The 17,779-nt window shown below is 72.4% G+C and carries 16 protein-coding genes, 1 tRNA gene and 1 pseudogene; 7 read left to right on the forward strand and 11 right to left on the reverse strand.

Annotated features, from left to right (window positions below):
- Positions 1–15 precede the first annotated feature (15 nt).
- Positions 16–1,440 (forward strand): carbohydrate-binding protein, encoded by a 1,425-nt coding sequence (locus BAW75_RS20075; protein WP_069087378.1) that lies wholly within the window; start codon positions 16–18, stop codon positions 1,438–1,440.
- A 142-nt stretch (positions 1,441–1,582) separates the two neighbouring features.
- A complete protein-coding gene (locus tag BAW75_RS33235) occupies positions 1,583–3,148 on the forward strand; it encodes a cellulose binding domain-containing protein (protein ID WP_069087379.1) in 1,566 nt (521 codons plus the stop codon).
- A gap of 13 nt (positions 3,149–3,161) precedes the next feature.
- Here BAW75_RS33235 and BAW75_RS20085 read toward each other — a convergent pair whose 3' ends face one another.
- Both BAW75_RS20085 and BAW75_RS20090 read right to left on the reverse strand, forming a co-directional pair.
- Entirely contained in the window at positions 3,162–3,824 is a 663-nt protein-coding gene (locus BAW75_RS20085) for a DedA family protein (protein ID WP_104114531.1), read from the reverse strand.
- A 70-nt stretch (positions 3,825–3,894) separates the two neighbouring features.
- Complete coding sequence (locus tag BAW75_RS20090) at positions 3,895–4,485, reverse strand: DUF1349 domain-containing protein (protein ID WP_104114532.1); 591 nt, start codon at positions 4,483–4,485, stop codon at positions 3,895–3,897.
- Positions 4,486–4,538: 53 nt separating this feature from the next.
- Here BAW75_RS20090 and BAW75_RS20095 point away from each other — a divergent pair, with 53 nt between their 5' ends.
- Both BAW75_RS20095 and fabG read left to right on the forward strand, forming a co-directional pair.
- Positions 4,539–6,191, forward strand: coding sequence for an alpha-amylase family protein (locus BAW75_RS20095; protein ID WP_104114533.1), 1,653 nt, complete (start codon positions 4,539–4,541; stop codon positions 6,189–6,191).
- 60 nt (positions 6,192–6,251) lie between these two features.
- The gene (gene fabG, locus BAW75_RS20100) at positions 6,252–7,010 is read left to right on the forward strand and encodes a 3-oxoacyl-ACP reductase FabG (protein WP_104114534.1); all 759 of its coding nucleotides are present in this window, start codon (positions 6,252–6,254) and stop codon (positions 7,008–7,010) included.
- Here the strand turns inward: fabG and BAW75_RS20105 are convergent.
- Positions 6,983–7,460: pseudogene (locus tag BAW75_RS20105) on the reverse strand (hypothetical protein). The gene fabG and the pseudogene BAW75_RS20105 sit on opposite strands and share 28 nt — an antisense overlap.
- Complete coding sequence (locus BAW75_RS20110; RefSeq protein ID WP_082931094.1) at positions 7,453–7,866, reverse strand: hypothetical protein; 414 nt, start codon at positions 7,864–7,866, stop codon at positions 7,453–7,455. The pseudogene BAW75_RS20105 and the gene BAW75_RS20110 overlap by 8 nt, the downstream one beginning before the upstream one ends.
- Before the next feature lie 131 nt (positions 7,867–7,997).
- On the opposite strand from BAW75_RS20110, the gene BAW75_RS20115 reads away from it, so the two are divergent.
- Entirely contained in the window at positions 7,998–8,894 is an 897-nt protein-coding gene (locus BAW75_RS20115; protein ID WP_043328587.1) for a Gfo/Idh/MocA family protein, read from the forward strand.
- 59 nt (positions 8,895–8,953) lie between these two features.
- Here BAW75_RS20115 and BAW75_RS20120 read toward each other — a convergent pair whose 3' ends face one another.
- Positions 8,954–9,151 carry a DUF2795 domain-containing protein gene (locus tag BAW75_RS20120; protein WP_043328589.1) on the reverse strand — a complete coding sequence of 66 codons (198 nt, stop codon included), beginning with the start codon at positions 9,149–9,151 and terminating at the stop codon, positions 8,954–8,956.
- 159 nt (positions 9,152–9,310) lie between these two features.
- On the opposite strand from BAW75_RS20120, the gene BAW75_RS20125 reads away from it, so the two are divergent.
- On the forward strand, positions 9,311–10,567 hold the full coding sequence (locus tag BAW75_RS20125) for an erythromycin esterase family protein (protein ID WP_104114535.1): 1,257 nt from the start codon (positions 9,311–9,313) through the stop codon (positions 10,565–10,567).
- A gap of 35 nt (positions 10,568–10,602) precedes the next feature.
- On the opposite strand, the gene BAW75_RS20130 is transcribed toward BAW75_RS20125, so the two are convergent.
- From BAW75_RS20130 to BAW75_RS20140, 3 genes are all read right to left on the reverse strand, one after another.
- Positions 10,603–12,783, reverse strand: a complete 2,181-nt coding sequence (locus BAW75_RS20130) for an MMPL family transporter (protein WP_104114536.1) — start codon at positions 12,781–12,783, stop codon at positions 10,603–10,605.
- Between the two features lie 28 nt (positions 12,784–12,811).
- Positions 12,812–13,357, reverse strand: coding sequence for a TetR/AcrR family transcriptional regulator (locus BAW75_RS20135; RefSeq protein WP_043328594.1), 546 nt, complete (start codon positions 13,355–13,357; stop codon positions 12,812–12,814).
- Between the two features lie 92 nt (positions 13,358–13,449).
- On the reverse strand, positions 13,450–13,851 hold the full coding sequence (locus BAW75_RS20140; protein ID WP_043328596.1) for a winged helix-turn-helix transcriptional regulator: 402 nt from the start codon (positions 13,849–13,851) through the stop codon (positions 13,450–13,452).
- Positions 13,852–13,942: 91 nt separating this feature from the next.
- Here BAW75_RS20140 and ligD point away from each other — a divergent pair, with 91 nt between their 5' ends.
- Positions 13,943–14,902 carry a non-homologous end-joining DNA ligase gene (ligD, locus tag BAW75_RS20145; RefSeq protein WP_104114537.1) on the forward strand — a complete coding sequence of 320 codons (960 nt, stop codon included), beginning with the start codon at positions 13,943–13,945 and terminating at the stop codon, positions 14,900–14,902.
- Positions 14,903–14,997: 95 nt separating this feature from the next.
- On the opposite strand, the gene BAW75_RS20155 is transcribed toward ligD, so the two are convergent.
- From BAW75_RS20155 to BAW75_RS20165, 3 genes are all read right to left on the reverse strand, one after another.
- The gene (locus BAW75_RS20155; RefSeq protein WP_244206182.1) at positions 14,998–15,969 is read right to left on the reverse strand and encodes a hypothetical protein; all 972 of its coding nucleotides are present in this window, start codon (positions 15,967–15,969) and stop codon (positions 14,998–15,000) included.
- A 158-nt stretch (positions 15,970–16,127) separates the two neighbouring features.
- Positions 16,128–16,202 (reverse strand) — tRNA-Arg (locus tag BAW75_RS20160).
- 75 nt (positions 16,203–16,277) lie between these two features.
- Positions 16,278–16,973, reverse strand: coding sequence for a winged helix-turn-helix domain-containing protein (locus BAW75_RS20165; RefSeq protein ID WP_064447847.1), 696 nt, complete (start codon positions 16,971–16,973; stop codon positions 16,278–16,280).
- Between the last annotated feature and the right edge of the window lie 806 nt (positions 16,974–17,779).

The raw sequence follows: 17,779 nt of genomic DNA on the forward strand, positions 1-17,779 counted from the left end.
AGAGAGGCACCCCGAATGAACCCGATCCCGGCGGCTCCGGCCGCCTCCGCCACCGTGCCCCGATCGCGCCGCCGCCTCGCCCTGGCCGCGGGTGTGCTCGCGCTCACCACAGCGCTCGCGGGCGTCTCGATGACCGCCCAGGCCGCGGTGCCCCCGACTCCCTCCGGCTGGAGCCTGGTGTGGAGCGACGACTTCACCGGCTCGGCCGGCACGCTGCCCTCGTCCGCCAACTGGATCATCGATACCGGCACCAGCTACCCGGGCGGCCCGGCCAACTGGGGCACCGGCGAGATCCAGACCTACACCTCCAGCACCGCCAACCTGGCCCACGACGGCTCGGGCAACCTGCGCATCACGCCGCTGCGGGACTCGGCCGGCCGCTGGACCTCGGCCCGGATCGAGACGGTACGGGCGAACTTCAAGCCGCCGTCGGGCGGCGTGCTGGCCCTGGAGGGCCGGATCCAGATGCCGAACGTGACCGGCGCGGCGGCATCCGGGTACTGGCCGGCGTTCTGGGCGCTCGGCTCGCCGTACCGGGGCAACTACCAGAACTGGCCTGGTATCGGCGAGTTCGACGTGATGGAGAACGTCAACGGGATCAACTCGGTCTGGGGCGTGCTGCACTGCGGTGTCGCGCCGGGCGGCCCGTGCGGGGAGTTCAACGGCATCGGCGCGTCCCGGGCCTGCCCGGGCAGCACCTGCCAGTCGGCGTTCCACACCTACCGGTTCGAGTGGGACGCCTCGATCAGCCCGCAGCAGCTGCGCTGGTACGTCGACGGCCAGCTCTTCCACACCGTCGGGCAGAACCAGATCGGTGAGCCGTACTGGAGTCAGATGACCAACCACGCCGGCTACTTCCTGCTGCTCAACGTGGCGATGGGCGGCGGCTTCCCGGACGGCGTGGCCGGCTCGGCGACGCCGACCGCGTCGACGGTGTCCGGCCGGTCGATGCTCGTCGACTACGTGGCCGTCTACACCCGGGGTGGCGGGAGCAACCCGTCGCCGACCCCGACCACGCCGCCGCCGGGCGGGGTGCGTGACGCCTACTCGACGATCCAGGCCGAGTCGTTCAACGCGCAGAACGGCGTGCAGGTGGAGACGTGCTCCGAGGGCGGCCAGGACATCGGCTGGCTCGCCAACGGCGACTGGGCCCGCTACGACAACGTCGACTTCGGCTCCACGCCGCCGCGCGACTTCGTGGCCCGGGTGGCCTCCGGCGCGGCGTCCGGGGTGAGCGGGCTGGTGGAGGTCCGGGTGGACAGCCCGACCGCGCCGCCGATCGGCAGTTTCGCGATCGGCAACACCGGCGGCTGGCAGACCTGGCGCTCGGTGCCGGGCAACGTCGGCGCGGTGACCGGGCGGCGCACGGTCTACCTGACGTTCAGCAGCGGGCAGCCGTCCGACTTCGTCAACGTCAACTGGTTCACCTTCCGCCGCTGAGGCCGATGGGGGCGCGACCCGGACCCCGGTCCGGGTCGCGTCGAACCGGTGCTGGACAGAAACAGTTAACACTCCTAATAATAGGCGCACGTCGACGGTTGTGAATCCCTCTCCACCCCCCGCCCGTCCCCTGGAGGACGCCGTGAGACTCCGCCCCCGCCTGGCGACGCTCGCCGCCGCGCTGACCACCGCCGTGGTCGCCGGCGCGCTGCTCGCCGCCCCGCCCGCCTCCGCCGCCACCGCGGCCTTCGTCCGCACCTCCAGCTGGAGCAGCGGGTACGAGGCCCGGTTCACCGTCACAAACGACAGCTCCGCCGCCATCTCCTCGTGGAACGTCCAGTTCGACCTGCCGTCCGGCAGCACGCTCGGCTCGTTCTGGGACGCCCGCCTCACCACCTCCGGCCAGCACGTCACCGCCGTGAACCAGTCCTGGAACGGCGCGCTCGCCCCGGGCGCCAGCACCAGCTTCGGCTTCGTCGTCAGCGGCACCGGCGACCCGGTGAACTGCACCGTCAACGGCGCCTCCTGCGCCGGCGGCGGCAACCCCGGCAACCCGGGCGCGCCCGCCACCCCCGGCGGCCTGCGGGTCACCGGCACCACCGCGTCGTCGGTCTCGCTCGCCTGGAACGCGGTCTCCGGCACCGTCACCGGCTACCGGGTGTACGAGGGCAGCACGGTCAAGGCCACCGTCACCGGCACCTCGGCCACCGTCTCCGGGCTGGCCGCGTGCAGCGGGCACAGCTACACGGTGACCGCGTACAACGGCAGCGGCGAGTCGGCGAAGTCGGCGGCGGTCGCGGCCACCACCAGCGGCTGTACCGGTGGCGGCGGGGGCGCGATGGCCGCCGCTCCCTACCTCTACCCGGGCTGGGGCGACCCGCCCGCGCCGTCCACCGTGATGGGCGCGACCGGGATCAAGTGGTTCACCATCGCGTTCGTGCTCTCCGGCGGCGGCTGCACCCCGGCCTGGGACGGCAGCGGTCCGCTGACCGGCGGCACGCACGCCGCCACCATCGCCGCGATCAAGGCGGCCGGCGGCGACGTCATCCCGTCCTTCGGCGGGTGGAGCGGCAACAAGCTCGGCCCGAACTGCTCGTCCGCCGCCGCGCTGGCCGGCGCGTACCAGCAGGTCATCAACGCGTACGGGCTGAAGGCCATCGACATCGACATCGAGAACAGCGACGAGTTCGAGAACGAGGTGGTGCAGGACCGCATCCTGGACGCCCTGAAGATCGTCAAGCAGAACAACCCGGGCATCAAGACCATCATCACGTTCGGCACCTCGACCACCGGGCCGTCGTACTACGGCACCCGGCTGATCAACCAGGCCGCGGCCAAGGGCGCCGGGATCGACGTGTTCACGATCATGCCGTTCGACTTCGGCGGCGGCGCGAACATGTACCAGAGCACCGTGAACGCGGCCGAGGGCCTGAAGACCGCGCTCAAGAACGCGTTCGGCTGGTCCGACGCCACCGCGTACGCCCACATGGGCCTGTCCGGCATGAACGGCCTCTCCGACCAGCAGGAGCTGACCTCGCCGGCCACCTGGACGCAGATCCGCGACTGGGCCAAGGCGCGCGGCCTGGCCCGGTTCACGTTCTGGTCGGTCAACCGGGACCGGCCCTGCCCCGGCGGCGGCGTGGTCGCCAACTGCTCCGGCATCGCGCAGAACACCTGGGAGTTCACCGGCATCACCGCCGGCTTCTGAGCCCGCGACGCGGTCAGCGCCCGGCGGTCACCGACTGCCGGGCGCGCCGCCGGCGCACCTTCTTCACCGCCCAGCTCGCGATCATGAAACCGAAGACGGCGAAGATCGCGTAGTTGAACCACGAGCTGTACCTGTCGACGTCCTCCCACCGCGACCCGAGGGTGAACCCGGCGCCGACGATCAGCGCGTTCCACACCCCGCTGCCGAGCGTGGTGAGCAGGATGAACTCACCGAGCGGCATCCGGTTCGCGCCGGCCGGGATCGAGACCAGGCTGCGCACCACCGGCACCACCCGGCCGATCAGCACCGCCCACCGGCCGTGCCGCTCGAACCAGCGGTCGGCCTTCTCCAGATCCTGCAGGTCGACCAGCGGGATGTGGTCCAGCCAGCGCTTGAGCCGCTCCTCGCCGAGCGCCGCGCCGAGCCAGTAGAGCACCAGCGCGCCGAGCAGCGAGCCGACCGTCGCGGCGACCACGATCAGCACCACGTTGAACCGGCCCTCGGCGGACAGGTAACCGGCCATCGCCAGCACGATCTCGCTCGGGATCGGCGGGATGATGCTCTCCAGCGCCACCAGCAACGCCACGCCGACCGCGCCGAGCGAGTCGATCACGCTCGCCACCCAGCCGGTCAGCCCGGTGAACTGGTTCGGGTCGACGTCCTGGGCCAGGGCCATGTCGGTCCTTCCACGCGAGAGCCGGAGATCCGAAAGTGTTACCCGGACCGGCCGGTGTCACACCTGTGACTCAGCCCTCCGGGTGCAGCGCCGCGTCCGCCGGACCCCGTCGCCAGCCGGTGAAGCGGACCCGCAGCCCGCCCCGGCTGGGCGAGCAGCAGTACGGCCCGGCCGACGCCTGCGCCGACGGGTCGAGCGGGGCGACGCGGACCAGCCGCCACGGCTCGTCGTCGCACCGGGCCCGGACGGTCAGCGCGTCCCCGGCCCGGCTCACCCGGACCGTCACCTCCCGGCCCGACCACTGCGGCACCGGCGCCACCGACCAGTCCGAGAACTCGTCGGTGACCACGGCGCCCACCTGCGGCGCGCCGTCGCTCACCTCGACCCCGGCCTTGGTCCACCGCCGCTCGTCCACCCGGACCAGCACACCGGCCTGATCGAACTGCTCCGAGTAGTCGAGGAGGAAAGACACCTCCACGGCGCTGCCCACGCCGAACGGCGCGAGCAGTGCCGAGCCGTCGTCGTGCACGAAGCCGTAGCTGGTGCGCCGCCAGAAGTCGCTGCCGCCGTGCGGCTCGACGAGCAGGCCGCCGTCGACCGGCTCGGCCCGCTCGGGCGGGTTCAGCCAGTGGCCGGCGGACCAGTCGTACGCCTCGTTCATCCCGGCACCGTACCGGGTTTGACGGCGCGCACGTTCGGAGAAGTAGTCCTCGCATGGGTGACAGGTGGTATCAGGAGGCGGTCGTCTACTGCCTCGACGTCGACACGTACGCGGACTCCGACGGCGACGGAGTGGGTGACTTCCAGGGGCTGATCGGCCGGCTGGACTACCTGGCCCGGCTCGGCGTGACCTGCCTGTGGCTGAACCCGATCCACCCCTCGCCCAACGAGGACGACGGGTACGACGCGACCGACTTCTACAACGTCGACCCGCGACTGGGCACGCTCGGCGACTTCGCCGAACTGCTGCACCAGGCGAGCAACAGGGGCATCCGGGTGATCATCGACCTGGTGGTCAACCACACCTCGGACCAGCACCCGTGGTTCCAGTCCGCCCGGTCCTCGCCGGACTCGCCGTACCGGGACTGGTACGTCTGGGCCGACCACGAGCCGGCCGACCGCCACCAGGGCATGGTCTTCCCGGGCGAGCAGCACGAGACGTGGACCTACGACCGGACCGCGAAGGCGTGGTACTATCACCGCTTCTACAAGTTCCAGCCGGACCTGAACATCGAGAACCCGAAGGTCCGCGCGGAGATCAAGAAGATCACCTCGTTCTGGCTCCAGCTCGGCGTCTCCGGCTTCCGGATGGACGCCGTGCCGTTCATCATCGAGCGCACCGAACCGGGCAACCCGAACTCGCCGAAGGATTTCGACTTCCTCACCGACCTGCGTCAGCACGTGCAGTGGCGACGTGGCGACGCGGTCCTGCTGGCCGAGGCGAACGTGGAGCCGGACGAGCTGCCCGTCTACTTCGGTGACGGCAGCGGCTCGGGCAACCGGATCCACATGCTGTTCGACTTCATGCTCAACGGCCGGCTGATGCTCGCCCTGGCCCGGGAGGACCCGGAGGTGATCATCGAGGCGTTGCGGGACACCCCGAAGCTGCCCACCGGCGGTCAGTGGGCCACGTTCCTGCGCAACCACGACGAGATCGACCTGTCCCGGCTCACCGCCGACCAGCGCAACGACGTGCTGGCGAAGTTCGGCCCGGACGAGAACATGCAGCTCTACGGCCGGGGCATCCGCCGCCGGCTGGCGCCCATGCTCGGCAACGATCGCCGGCACATCGAGCTGGCGTACTCGCTGCAGTTCTCGCTGCGCGGCACGCCGGTGCTGCGCTACGGCGAGGAGATCGGCATGGGGGAGGACCTGTCGCTGGACGGGCGCGACGCGATCCGCACCCCGATGCAGTGGTCCTACGCGGACAACGCCGGCTTCTCCACCGCCGAGCCGGAGAAGCTGGTCCGCCCGGTGATCGACAAGGGCGAGTACGGCTATCAGAAGGTCAACGTCACCGCCCAGCGCAAGGACCCGCGCTCGCTGCTCGGCTGGTTCGAGCGGATGATTCGGACGCTGCGGGAGGCGCCGGAGACCGGCTCGGGCAGCACCACCCACATCGACGTGCCGATGCCGCCGGGCGTGCTCGCGCACCGCGCCGACGGGCGTACCGGGACGATGGTCTTCCTGCACAACCTCGGCACCGAGGACGTCGAGGTGGACCTGAGCACGCTGGCCCCGGAGGCGGACCTGCCGATCGACGTGCTCAGCGACCGCAACTACGAGGACGTGGGCAAGCTCGACCGGCTCAAGCTCGGCGGGTACGGCTACCGGTGGATCCGGCTCTGCCGGCGCCACGGGCGGTAGGCGCGGCGTACCGGCGGGTTAAGCTCCTTCGATCGAGCCACAAGTTACCGGGAGGTAAGCATGTCGGAGGAGCCCCGCATCGCCGTCGTCACCGGAGCCGCGCGCGGCATCGGGGCGGCGACCGCCCGCCGGCTGGCGGCCGACGGCGCGGTCGTCGCCGTGGTCGACATCGACGAGTCCGCCACCAAGGAGACGGTGGACGCCATCGGCTCGGCCGGCGGCCGGGCGCTCGGCGTCGGCGCCGACGTGTCCGACCGGGCCCAGGTCGAGGCAGCCGTGGAGCGGATCGCCGCCGAGCTGGGCGCACCGACAGTGCTCGTCAACAACGCGGGTGTGCTGCGCGACAACCTGCTGTTCAAGATGACCGAGGGCGACTGGGACACGGTCATGGGCGTGCACCTGCGCGGCGCGTTCCTGTTCAGCCAGGCCGCGCAGAAGCACATGGTCGAGGCGAAGTGGGGCCGGATCGTCAACCTGTCCAGCACGTCCGCGCTCGGCAACCGGGGCCAGGCGAACTACTCGGCCGCGAAGGCCGGCCTCCAGGGCTTCACCAAGACGCTGGCGATCGAGCTGGGCCCGTTCGGGGTGACTGTCAACGCGGTCGCGCCGGGCTTCATCGTCACCGACATGACCGCTGCCACCGCGGCGCGGATGAAGGTCGACTTCGACGACCTGCAGAAGCACGCCGCCGCCGAGATCCCGGTACGCCGCCCCGGCCGCCCGGAGGACGTCGCGCACACCATCTCGTTCCTCGCCAGCGAGGGCGCGTCGTTCGTCTCCGGCCAGGTCATCTACGTCGCCGGCGGTCCGAAGGACTGACCGGCCCCCGACCCGGCGCGGGCCCGCTCAGGCGGGGTCGCGCCGGGTGCGCCAGAGCCAGAACAGACCGAGCACCGGCAGCACCAGCGGCACGTAGCCATAGCCGCTGCCGAAGCCGGACCAGACCGTCTCGTCCGGGAACAGCTCCTTGTCGGCGATGCTCAGCACACCGACGCCGAGCACCCCGACCAGTTCGACGGCGCAGCAGGCCAGCGCGACCCGGCGGCCGGCGTGCCCGGCCCGGGCCAGCCCGACCGCGGCCACGATGTAGATCAGCGCCGCCACCGCGGACAGCAGATACGCCACCGGCGCCTCGTCGAACTTCGTGGCGATCTGCAGGCCGGCCCGCGAGGTCGCGGCGATGGCGAAGACGATGTAGACGGCGATCAGCAGCCGGCCCGGGCCGCGGTTGGTGGCGCGATGCTCGTGCGCGGTCGTGGTGTCAGCCACCGAGCGCCTCCCAGGTCTGCTGGAGCCGGACCGCCACGACCGGCGTGACAAGGCAGATCGCGCAGACGATGCCCGAGCCCCACCGGGTCGGCTCCATCCGCGCCAGCACCCAGGCCAGCGGCGGCAGGCAGACGAGCGTCGCCAGGTAGCCGAAGAACGCGCCCGGCTCGCCCGGTCGCTCGCCGCCGCCGAGCGCGACGAGCGCCACCACGGTCAGCGCGAGCAGCGCCACCTCCAGCACGGCCAGGCCGACGAACTGGATCCGGTCCGGCGGCCGGTGGCGTACCGCCGCCACCAGGGCCCAGAGCGCGACCGCCAGCGAGATCACGATCGCGACCGTGGCGAGCGGCCCGTCCACCGGCGATCCGGCGGCCGCCGCGACGGTCGTCGACACAGTGTCGTTCACCGGCACAGCCTACTAACCGGTGTAGTAGCGGCCCGCCCGCCGGGTCGAGGCGCGCCGGACCGGCCGGAGGACTAGCGTGGATCACGGTGCCGGCGTACGCCGGTGGCGGACGTCGACGGCAGGGGGTCCGGGTGCGGTTCGGGTTGTTCGGCACGGGTTACTGGGCGGCGCAGACGCACGCCGCGGCCATCGAGGCGCACCCGCGGGCACGCCTCGCCGGCGTGTGGGGGCGCAACCCCGCCAAGGCGGAGGAGCTGGCCACCCGGCACGGCGTACCGGCCTTCACCGACGTCGACGCGCTGATCGACGCGTGCGACGCGATCGCCGTGGCGCTCCCGCCGGACGTGCAGGCCGACATCGCCGTCCGCGCCGCCACCGCCGGGCGGCACCTGCTGCTGGACAAGCCGTTGGCGCTCGACCTCGCCGGCGCCGACCGGGTGGTCGACGCGGCCCAGGCGTCCGGTGTGGCCTCGGTGGTCTTCTTCACCCAGCGCTTCCACCCGAACGTCACCGGGTTCCTCGCCTCGACCGCCGCAGCCGGCGGCTGGCAGCACGCCCGGGCCACCATGTTCGCGTCGATCTTCCAGCCGGGAAACCCGTACGGCGACTCGACCTGGCGGCGGGAGCGCGGCGCGCTCTGGGACATCGGCCCGCACGCGCTGTCGCTGATCCTGCCGGTGCTCGGCCGGGTCACCCGGGTCGCCGCGATGGACGGCCCGAGCGGTCTGGTGCACCTGCTGCTCACCCACGACGGCGGCGCCACCAGCTCGCTCTCGCTCACCCTGGACGCGCCGTCCGAGGCGGTCACCCGGGACTTCGTCTTCTTCGGCGAGAACGGCACCGAGACCGTCCCGCCCGGCGACGGCAGCGCGCTCCAGGCGTTCTCCACCGCGCTCGACCAGTTGCTGGAAGAGGTCGACGCGGGCACCCGCGACCACCGCTGCGACGTGCGGTTCGGCCGCGAGGTGGTGGCCGTGCTCGACGCCGCCGAGACCGCAAGGTCGCAGGGCCGCACCGTCGAGCTGTAAGGAAGGGCCCCTTATTAACGCCTCCGGTAGAGGAAGGGGCCCCTCTTAACACCCGCAGGTCAGGCGCCGGCCAGCGTGACGATCGCCTCGCCCAGTTCGGTGGGGGACTGGAACTCCTCGGCCGGCAGGGACCGCAGCGCCTGCAGCGCCTCGGTGCTGGCACCGTTCTCCTGGCCCCAGCGGACCAGGTCCTCCCGGGAGACCGGGTAGTCCAGCCCGGCCAGGAACTCCTGCAACTGCGCGCCGGTGACGGTCATGCCGCCCGGCTACCCAATGAGCCCGGCGCCATGCCCCCCGCCGGGCCCGCGTCCGCCGCTACGCCCGCCCCGCCGACCCGGGCCGCAGCCGCCGCCGTACGCCCGCCGCCCGACTCGACGGCGGCGGTTTGCCCCGGCGGGCCCCGGGTAGCCGCGGACATGCTGGTTCAGCGGCTCGGCGCGCCGAGCGACTTCGACCCGCTGCTGGAGCGCGTCCGGGACGCCCGCGTGGTGATGATCGGCGAGGCGACGCACGGCAGCTACGACTACTACCGGCTGCGGGAGCAGCTGACCCGGCGCCTCATCGCCGAGCAGGGGTTCGACTTCGTGGCGGTGGAGGGGGACTGGCCGGACTGCGACCGGGTGCACCGGTCGGTGGTCGGCGCGCCGGACGGGCTCGCCGATCCGCTGGTCGCGCTGGAACGGTTCGAACGCTGGCCCACCTGGATGTGGGCGAACGCCGAGGTGGCCCGCTTCTGCCGCTGGCTGCGGGCGTGGAACCTGGAACGCCCGGAGGGGGAACGGGCCGGCTTCCACGGGCTGGACGTGTATTCCCTCTGGGAGTCGATGCAGGCCATCTTCGACTACCTGGGCGAGGAGGACCCGGCCTCGCTGGAGGCGGCGCAGGAGGCGTACCGCTGCTTCGAGCCGTACGGCAAGCGGCCCGAGGAGTACGCGATGGCCAGCCGGTTCGTCTCCGCCCGGTGCGAGGAGGAGGTGGTCCGGCTGCTGGCGCGTACCCGGGAACAGGCCGCCGCGGACGGTCCGGACCGCTTCTCGGCCTGGCAGAACGCGGAGGTGGTGGCCGGCGCGGAGCGGTACTACCGGGCCATGGTCGGCGGCGGCCCCGAGTCGTGGAACGTGCGCGACATCCACATGGCCGACACGCTCGACCGGCTGCTCGACCGGTACGGGCCGGGCTCGCGGGGAATCGTGTGGGCGCACAACACGCACGTCGGCGACGCCCGGGCCACCGACATGGCGGCGGACGGGATGGTCAACATCGGGCAGTTGGGCCGGGAACGGCACGGCCGGGACACGGTGGCGCTGATCGGCTTCGGGAGCTGGCGCGGCAGCGTGATATCCGCTCCGCGCTGGGGTTCCCCGGCCGAGGCGATGGTGGTGCCGCCGGCCCGGAAGGGCTCGGTGGAGCACCGGCTGCACGAGCTGATGCCGGACCGGGCGGTGCTGGTCTTCGGCGGCGACGACCAGCCGGAGTGGGTGACCGGCGAGGCGGACCACCGGGCCATCGGGGTGGTGTACGACCCGAGCTTCGAGTCCTGGGGCAACTACGTGCCGACCCGGCTGGGCGAGCGCTACGACGCGTTCATCTGGTGCGACGAGACCACGGCGCTGCACCCGCTGCCGGCGCACGTCACGCCCGGCGAGATGGAGACGTACCCGGCGGGGGTGTGACCGGGTGGGGCCCGTCGGACCCCACCCGGTACGGCTCACACCTGGGCGTGCTGCTTCTCGGCGAGGTGGGCGCGCAGGCCCTCACCTTCGACGTCCACGTTGGGCAGGATCTTGTTCAGCCAGCGCGGCAGCCACCAGGCGGCGTTGTTCAGCAGCGACATGACCGCCGGCACGATGGTCATCCGGACCACGAACGCGTCGATGGCGACGCCGATCGCGAGCGCGAAGCCCATCGACTTGATGATCGGGTCCTCCAGGAAGACGAAGCCGCCGAACACCGAGATCATGATGAGCGCGGCGGCGGTGACCACCCGGGCACCGTGCCCCATGCCGTTGATGGTGGCCTGCTGCGCGGTGTCGCCGTGCACGAAGTCCTCGCGCATCCGGGAGACCAGGAAGACCTCGTAGTCCATGGCCAGGCCGAACAGGATGCCGATGAGCAGGATGGGCAGGAAGCTGACCAGCGGGGCCGGGGTGTCCAGGCCGACCAGGTCGGCCAGGTGGCCCTGCTGGAACACCGCCACGGTGATGCCGAACGTGGCCGCCACGGTGAGCAGGAAGCCCAGCGCCGCCTTGACCGGCACCAGGATCGACCGGAACACCAGCATCAGCAGCAGGATCGACAGGCCCACCACCAGCAGCAGGTAGACCGGCAGCGCGTCGGAGAGCTTCTCGGACACGTCGATGCCGACCGCGGTGACGCCGGTGAGCAGCACGTCGGCGTTCTGGATGCCGGCGACCTGCTTGCGGATGTCCTGCACCACCGTCTCGGTGGCCTCGTCGGTCGGCCCGCTCTCCGGGATCACGCCGAGCAGCGCGGTACGCCCCGACGGGTCGACCTGCGGCGGGGCCACCGCGAGCACCCCGTCGGTCTTCTGGATCAGCGCGGTGACCTGCGGGATGGCGGCCTGGGTCGCCTGCGGCGAGTCGGCGGTCACCACGACCGCGAGCCGGCCGGTGAAGCCGGGGCCGAAGCCCTCCCGGATCAGGTCGCTGCTGACCCGGGCCGGGGTGCCCTCGGCGGCGGCGGAGGCGTCCGGCAGCGCCAGGCGCATGTCCTGGGCCGGGATCGCGAGCAGGCCGAGGCCGAGCAGCCCGACCAGGATCACCGGGATGCGCAGCTTGGTCACCCACCGCGCCCAGCGGAAGCCGAAGCCGGAACGGTCCTCGGAGCCGGTGGCCGGGTCCTCGACCGCCTTGCGGTCACGCAGCTTGCGCGGCAGCACCTTGTAACCGGCGAAGCCGAGCAGCGCCCCGGCCAGCGTGATCGCCACCAGCACGGCGATCGTGACGGTGCCGGCCGCGGCCAGGCCCATCACGGTGAGGAACGGGATGCCCACCACGGCCAGGCCGGCGAGCGCCACCACCACCGTGGCGCCGGCGAAGACCACAGCCGAGCCGGCGGTGCCGACCGCGCGGCCGACCGCCTCCTCCGGGGAGAGCCCGTCGAGGAGGTTCTGCCGGTGCCGGGAGGTGATGAACAGCGAGTAGTCGATGCCGACCGCGAGGCCGAGCATCAGCGCCAGGATCGGCGCGGTGCTGGTCAGCTCGACCGCGCCGCTGAGCGCGAACAGACCGGCCATGCCGACGCCGACGCCGATCAGCGCGTTCAGCATGGTCATCCCGGCCGCCACGAGCGAGCCGAACGTGATCACCAGGACGATCGCCGCGACCAGCACGCCGATGGCCTCGGTCGAGCCGACCTCCGGCTCGGCGTTCAGCACCTCGCCGCCGGGGGCGATCTGCCAGCCCTGCGCCTCGGCCTGCTCGCCGACCTTCTCGTACGCGTCGCGCTGCTCGTCGGTGATCTCGTCGACCCCGCCGGCGAACTGCACCTGGATCAGCGCGTAGCGGCCGTCCGGGGTGAGCGCCTGCGCCTGGTACGGGTCGACCGCGCCGACCGCGCCGGGCAGCGTGGCCGCCTCCTGCGTGACCTGCTTGACCAACCCCTGGCCGGCGGGCGTGGTGAGCGCGCCGTCCTGTGGCGCCTTGATCGCGATCGTGCCGGTGGCGCCGCTGGCCGCCGGGAAGCGGTCGGCGAGCAGGTCGATCGCCTTCTGCGACTCGGTGCCGGGCATGGTGAAGTTGCTCGCCGTCGGGCCCCGCAGCGTGGCCGCGGCCAGGCCGAGGCCGACGAGTACGACGAGCCAGATGACGGCGACGAGTCGCCGTCGGCGCAGAGATGCCCGGCCGAGCCGGTACAGCAGGGTCGCCATGGACCTTCCTTGTCCTCGCAGGTTCGGATCAGATGGAGACTTCGAGCGCGCGGTACGCGACGGCGAGCAGCGCGGGTCGCAGCTGTTCGTCGGGGATGTCCAGGAACTCGCCGCAGGTCTCGGCGATGCCGGCGAGCACGACGAGCGCCGCGACCCGGGCCTCGGGCCGGTCGGAGAAGCCGGCGAACGCCGCGACCAGCCGTTCGGAGATCTGCTGGATGTGCATGAACGTGGGCTGCTGGAGCAGGTCGGAGAACTCGCCGCGGAGCAGCGCGATCTCGCGGCGGAAGCGGACCGCCAGGTCGACGAAGCCCTCCGCCGCGACGCGCTGGGCGTCCGCGCCGGTGTGCTCGGCGATCCGGGTGTCGAGTTCCTCCAGTACCGCGATGGCCGGCGCCATCAGCTCGCCGAGCAGCGCGTCCTTGCTGGCGAAGTGGTAGAGCACTGTGGCTTTGGAGCAGCCGACCTCACGGGCGATGTCCTGGAGTGAGGTGCCCTTGTAGCCGGTGACGGCGAACCGCCGAGCCGCCGCGGTGAGCAACTCGTCGTGGGTGGCCGGGGTGGGGCGCGCCATGACATCAAGCATGCCTGACCGATCGGTCAGGTGCTGACCGATCGGTCAGATAGAGCGCGTGGTGTTCGCCACATAAGGGCGATTTCAGTTGTTCAGGCCGGTGGGTGGCCGTGCCTACGGTCGTACTCGGCCCGGGCCGCGCTGATCGCCTCGCGGTGCCGTTCGGCCCAGCTGGTCAGCGCCACCAGCGAGTCGTACAGCTCGCGGGCCATCGGGGTGGCCGTGTACTCGACCTTCGGCGGCACGCAGGGGTGGACATGCCGGTCCAGCAGCCCGTCCCGCTCCAGGTTGCGCAGCGTCAGCGTGAGCATCCGGCGGCTGATCCCCTCCACCCGGCGCTCCAGCTCGGTGAAGCGGACCGGGCCGGCCGAGGCGGCGATCAGGATGCCGATGGCCCACTTCCCGCCCACCCGGTCCAGCGCCTCCCGCACGGTGCAGGCGCTCGCCTGCTCCGCCGCGCCCGATCCGCACCGGTCCGCCTCTGCCTCGCCCACGCCCCGATCGTCGCAGGTGCCGGCCGGTGAGGCGCGCGCCGGGCACCGTGTCGGGGTTGCCGAGCCGGGCCCGGCCCGGGATGGTGGTCCGATGGGCGCCGCCGACGAGACCCGGGCCGGAGTGTCGCTGACCAACCTCGACCAGCCGCTGTTCGACGGCGCCGGGGCGACCAAACGCGACCTGGTCGACTACCTCGACGCGATGGCTGACCGGATCCTGCCGGAACTGCGGGACCGGCCGCTGTCGGTGCTGCGGGTGCGGCCCGGCCAGGAGCCGTTCATGCAGAAGAACCTGCCGAAGTACACGCCCGACTGGGTGCGCCGTACCGAGGTGTGGGCCGAGGCGTCGCGCCGGCGCATTTCGTACGCCCTCTGCGACGACCGGCGGACGCTGCTCTGGTTCGCCAACCAGCGGGCCGTCGAGTACCACCCGACGCTCGGCCGGGCCGCGCAGCCCGAGCACCCGACCCACCTGGTGCTCGACCTCGACCCGCCGGAGGGCGACTCGTTCCCGGCCGCCGTGCGGGTCGCGCTGCTGGTCCGGCAGGCGCTCGCCGACGCCGGGCTGGCCGGCGCGGTGAAGACGAGCGGCGCGAAAGGGCTGCACGTGATCGTGCCGGTCGACCCGGCCACCACGGCGGAGGAGGCCGCCGCCGCGACCCGGGCGCTCGCCGTCCGTACCGAACGGCTCGACCCGGCGGCCGCGACCACCGCGTTCATCGTCGCCGACCGCGGCGGCCGCGTCTTCGTCGACTCCACCCGGGCGTACGGGGCGACTGTGGTGGCCGCCTACAGTCCCCGGATCCGGCCCGGCGCCCCGGTGTCGTACCCGGTGGGCTGGACCGACCTGGAGAGCGCGAGCCCGGCCGACTTCACCGTGCGGACCGTGCCCGCGCTGCTGGGCGACCGGGATCCCTGGGCGGAGGCGCTGCCCGCGCCGCAGCGGCTGCCGGCGGACCTGGTCGAGCAGGGACGGACCATCCCGGTGGCCCGGGTGCAGGCGATGCACGAGGGCAAGCGACGCGCGAAGGCCCGGCGCGAGGCCGGGTGAGCCCGGTCCGCGTCAGCGCCGCCCGGTCCTCGCCGCCGGCGGGTGCTTGCCCCAGGTGAACGCGATGAGCACCACGGCCAGGGCCCAGGTGACGATCATCGTCCAGATCGGGTGGGTCTCGGTGGCCGGGCGGCGGGCTCGCCCGCGTCCACCTCCCGCAGGATCCGCGCGGCGCGGGGCAGGTCGCCGCAGGCGGTTGCGCGGGCCGCGTTCGCCAGGGCCAGCCGGATGGCGCCGCCGGGGGAGGGGCTGCGCTCGTGCGCCCGCTGGGCCGCCGCCACCAGCTCGGCGGCGTCGGGGTGCCCGAACCGGGCCGCCAGCGACGCCAGCATGGTGAGCGTCCAGCTCCGCCCCGCGACGTCCAGCTCCTGGTTCAGCGCCCGCCCGAGGTACGTCAGGGACAGCGAGGGACGCTGGGTCGCGTAGTAGGCGCCGAGCCGCCCGAGCAGCATCGCCCGCTGGCGTGGCCCGTACCGGTCGGCGGCGACCTCCCGGTGCAGCATCCGCAGCGTCTCGTCCACCCGGCCCGCCAGGTAGAGGTTGTCGGCGACGTCGACCAGCCAGGCCAGGCGCGCCTCCGCCGCCCCGGGCGCGGGGGCGGCCAGCAGCAGATCAGCGGCCAGGCTGGGACCGACCGCCGGGTCGACCGCCAGCCGCGCGGCCAGCGCCGAGGCGGACCGGCTCACCGCCGGCAGGACCCGCAGCAGCTGCCGGGCCGCCTGGGCCGGGCGCCCGGCGTCGGCGAGCACCTCGGCCGCCGCCTCGCGCAGCGCCTGCCGCACCGAGGGCGGGGTGTCCCGCAGTACGTCGTCGCGCAACGCGATGGAAGACAGCCGCAGCCCGGCGGCGGTGTCGACGAGGAACCCGCGCGCGATCAGTTCCTCCACCGTCGCGTCGATCCGCTCGTCCGACGTGGTGCCGGTGTGCGCGGCCACCGCTTCGAGGAACCACAGCCCGGGGGCGTCCGCGACGGCGACGGCGCGCATCACCGATCGGTGCGCGGTGGTCAGCGAGGAGGGTACGCCCGTGTGCATCTTGGGGCGGTTGGTCAACGGAGTCTCGGGCAACTGGCTCACCTTCGCAGGTGCTGGGGTTCGACCCGTTCACCGCGAGGTTAGCCAGCTCGTGACCTGCCCATCCCCGAATTCGGGGACACTGCTGCGCACGCCGGGGACACGACGAAGGCCCCTGACCGGGCTGGTCAAGGGCCTTGCGATGACTGCTCTGGTGCCCCCGGCAGGATTCGAACCTGCGCTCCCGCCTCCGGAGGGCGGTGCTCTATCCCCTGAGCTACGGGGGCTCAGCGACCCGAGAAGAGTAGCAAACCCCGTCCCGGATCACCGAATCGGTACCCCGCGAGTCGATCTTCGTCGGATCAGGCGGCGGCGACGGCGCGACCACAGCTCGGCAGCGGATGCAGCACGACGCGCCGGGGCAGCCGACGGGGCCATTCGTTGCGCGGCCACGAGCCGTCCACGATCAGGTGCACCGTGCGCTCCTCGGCGCCGCTGAGCCGCAGCACGAAGTCCCGGGGCAGCGGCGGATCCACCGACGGCGTGGTGACCATGAACCGCACCCGTCCCCGCGACGAGACCGCCGAGACCACGTCGGCGGCGGGCATGGTGCCGCGCAGGCGTACCCGGCCGATCCAGTAGACCTCGGCGGCGTGCTCCTGGGCCGCCCGCGTGATCGTCGGGTACTCGCTGCGTACCCACCGCTCGACCGCGCTGACGCACAGGCCGCAGGCCCGCTCGCGCGGCTCGCGCGGCCCGAGCCCCCAGGCCCGCAGGTACGCCCCGACGGTGCCGGCGTCCATCGCCAGCCCGAACCGGCGCTCGATGAGGGCGGTCAGGCTCTGCCGTGTCCAGAGCTCCTCGTCGAGGCCGAACTCGTCGGGGTGGACCCCCCGGAGCACGTCGATGAGTTCGAGTTCCTGTTCGCGGCTGAGCGTTCCCGGCTCGCCCTGCCGCAGTCCGCGACGGACGGCTGCCACCGCTCCGTCACCGCCGATGGTGTGGCGTCGGCACCAGCTGGTCACCGACCGCCCTGCGTCTCTGAGTGCAACCCCCACGTCTTGGGCAACGAGCCCGAATCGCAACTGGTCACGATATGTGGGTAGAAAACTCTCCAACCCCCACAATGACCCGTTAACCCCAAACCGTTACAAACCCCCAAACCGGGACATCTCACCCCCGGCCCCAACCTTCGACGTGGCCTCTCCGTCCCACCTCGACCGGCCCGCCTGCCTCGAACACATCACCCCGGGCCACGAGCCCACCCTTGATCGACTCCATCTCGCCGAAGTGGCTGCATCACACCCACCCTGATCTCGCCACCTCCCCGAACTGGTGTCGATCAAGAGCGGGGATGCCGCCACTTCCCCGAGCTGGTGTCGATCAAGCTCCGAACCGGAAGCGCGGGTACGCGAGGCGGGCGGGGTGCCCGGTCGGGCCGGCCTTCGGCCACCAGCCGACCCTCGGCACGGCCACCCCGTCCCACCCCGTCCTACCTCGACCGGCCAGCCTGCCCGAGCACATCACCCTGCTCCTGATCCACTCCACCTCGCCGAAGTGGTTGCATCCCACCCACCTTGACCCCGCCACCTCCCCGAACTGGTGTCGATCAATGGCGGGGATAACGCCACCTCCCCGAGCTGGAGTGGATCAAGAGCGGGGAGGCGGCCGCTTCCCCGAGCTGGTGTCGATCAAGAGCCAGACCGGAAGCGCGGACGCGCGAGGGGCGGGCGAGGATGCCCTGTCGGGCCGACCCGGGCCGTCCTCGCCCATCCTCCCGCGATCTTGCACTTGCGGCCCTCGCGTAACGGGGCGAATCCGGCATGGCCGGGGCAGTAACTGCAAGATCGCGGGAGGATGGGCG

The organism is Micromonospora chalcea (assembly GCF_002926165.1).
GTDB lineage: Bacteria > Actinomycetota > Actinomycetes > Mycobacteriales > Micromonosporaceae > Micromonospora > Micromonospora chalcea.

Excerpts from the sequence above, each read along its gene's own strand:
- BAW75_RS20075 (WP_069087378.1), top strand. The coding sequence starts at position 16 with ATGAACCCGATCCCGGCGGCTCCGGCCGCCTCCGCCACCGTGCCCCGA.
- BAW75_RS20085 (WP_104114531.1), bottom strand. The coding sequence starts at position 3,824 with ATGGCCCTGGCCCAGGACGTCGACCCGAACCAGTTCACCGGGCTGACC.
- BAW75_RS20090 (WP_104114532.1), bottom strand. The coding sequence starts at position 4,485 with ATGAACGAGGCGTACGACTGGTCCGCCGGCCACTGGCTGAACCCGCCC.
- BAW75_RS20095 (WP_104114533.1), top strand. The coding sequence starts at position 4,539 with ATGGGTGACAGGTGGTATCAGGAGGCGGTCGTCTACTGCCTCGACGTC.
- fabG (WP_104114534.1), top strand. The coding sequence starts at position 6,252 with ATGTCGGAGGAGCCCCGCATCGCCGTCGTCACCGGAGCCGCGCGCGGC.
- BAW75_RS20120 (WP_043328589.1), bottom strand. The coding sequence starts at position 9,151 with ATGACCGTCACCGGCGCGCAGTTGCAGGAGTTCCTGGCCGGGCTGGAC.
- BAW75_RS20125 (WP_104114535.1), top strand. The coding sequence starts at position 9,311 with ATGCTGGTTCAGCGGCTCGGCGCGCCGAGCGACTTCGACCCGCTGCTG.
- BAW75_RS20130 (WP_104114536.1), bottom strand. The coding sequence starts at position 12,783 with ATGGCGACCCTGCTGTACCGGCTCGGCCGGGCATCTCTGCGCCGACGG.
- BAW75_RS20135 (WP_043328594.1), bottom strand. The coding sequence starts at position 13,357 with ATGGCGCGCCCCACCCCGGCCACCCACGACGAGTTGCTCACCGCGGCG.
- ligD (WP_104114537.1), top strand. The coding sequence starts at position 13,943 with ATGGGCGCCGCCGACGAGACCCGGGCCGGAGTGTCGCTGACCAACCTC.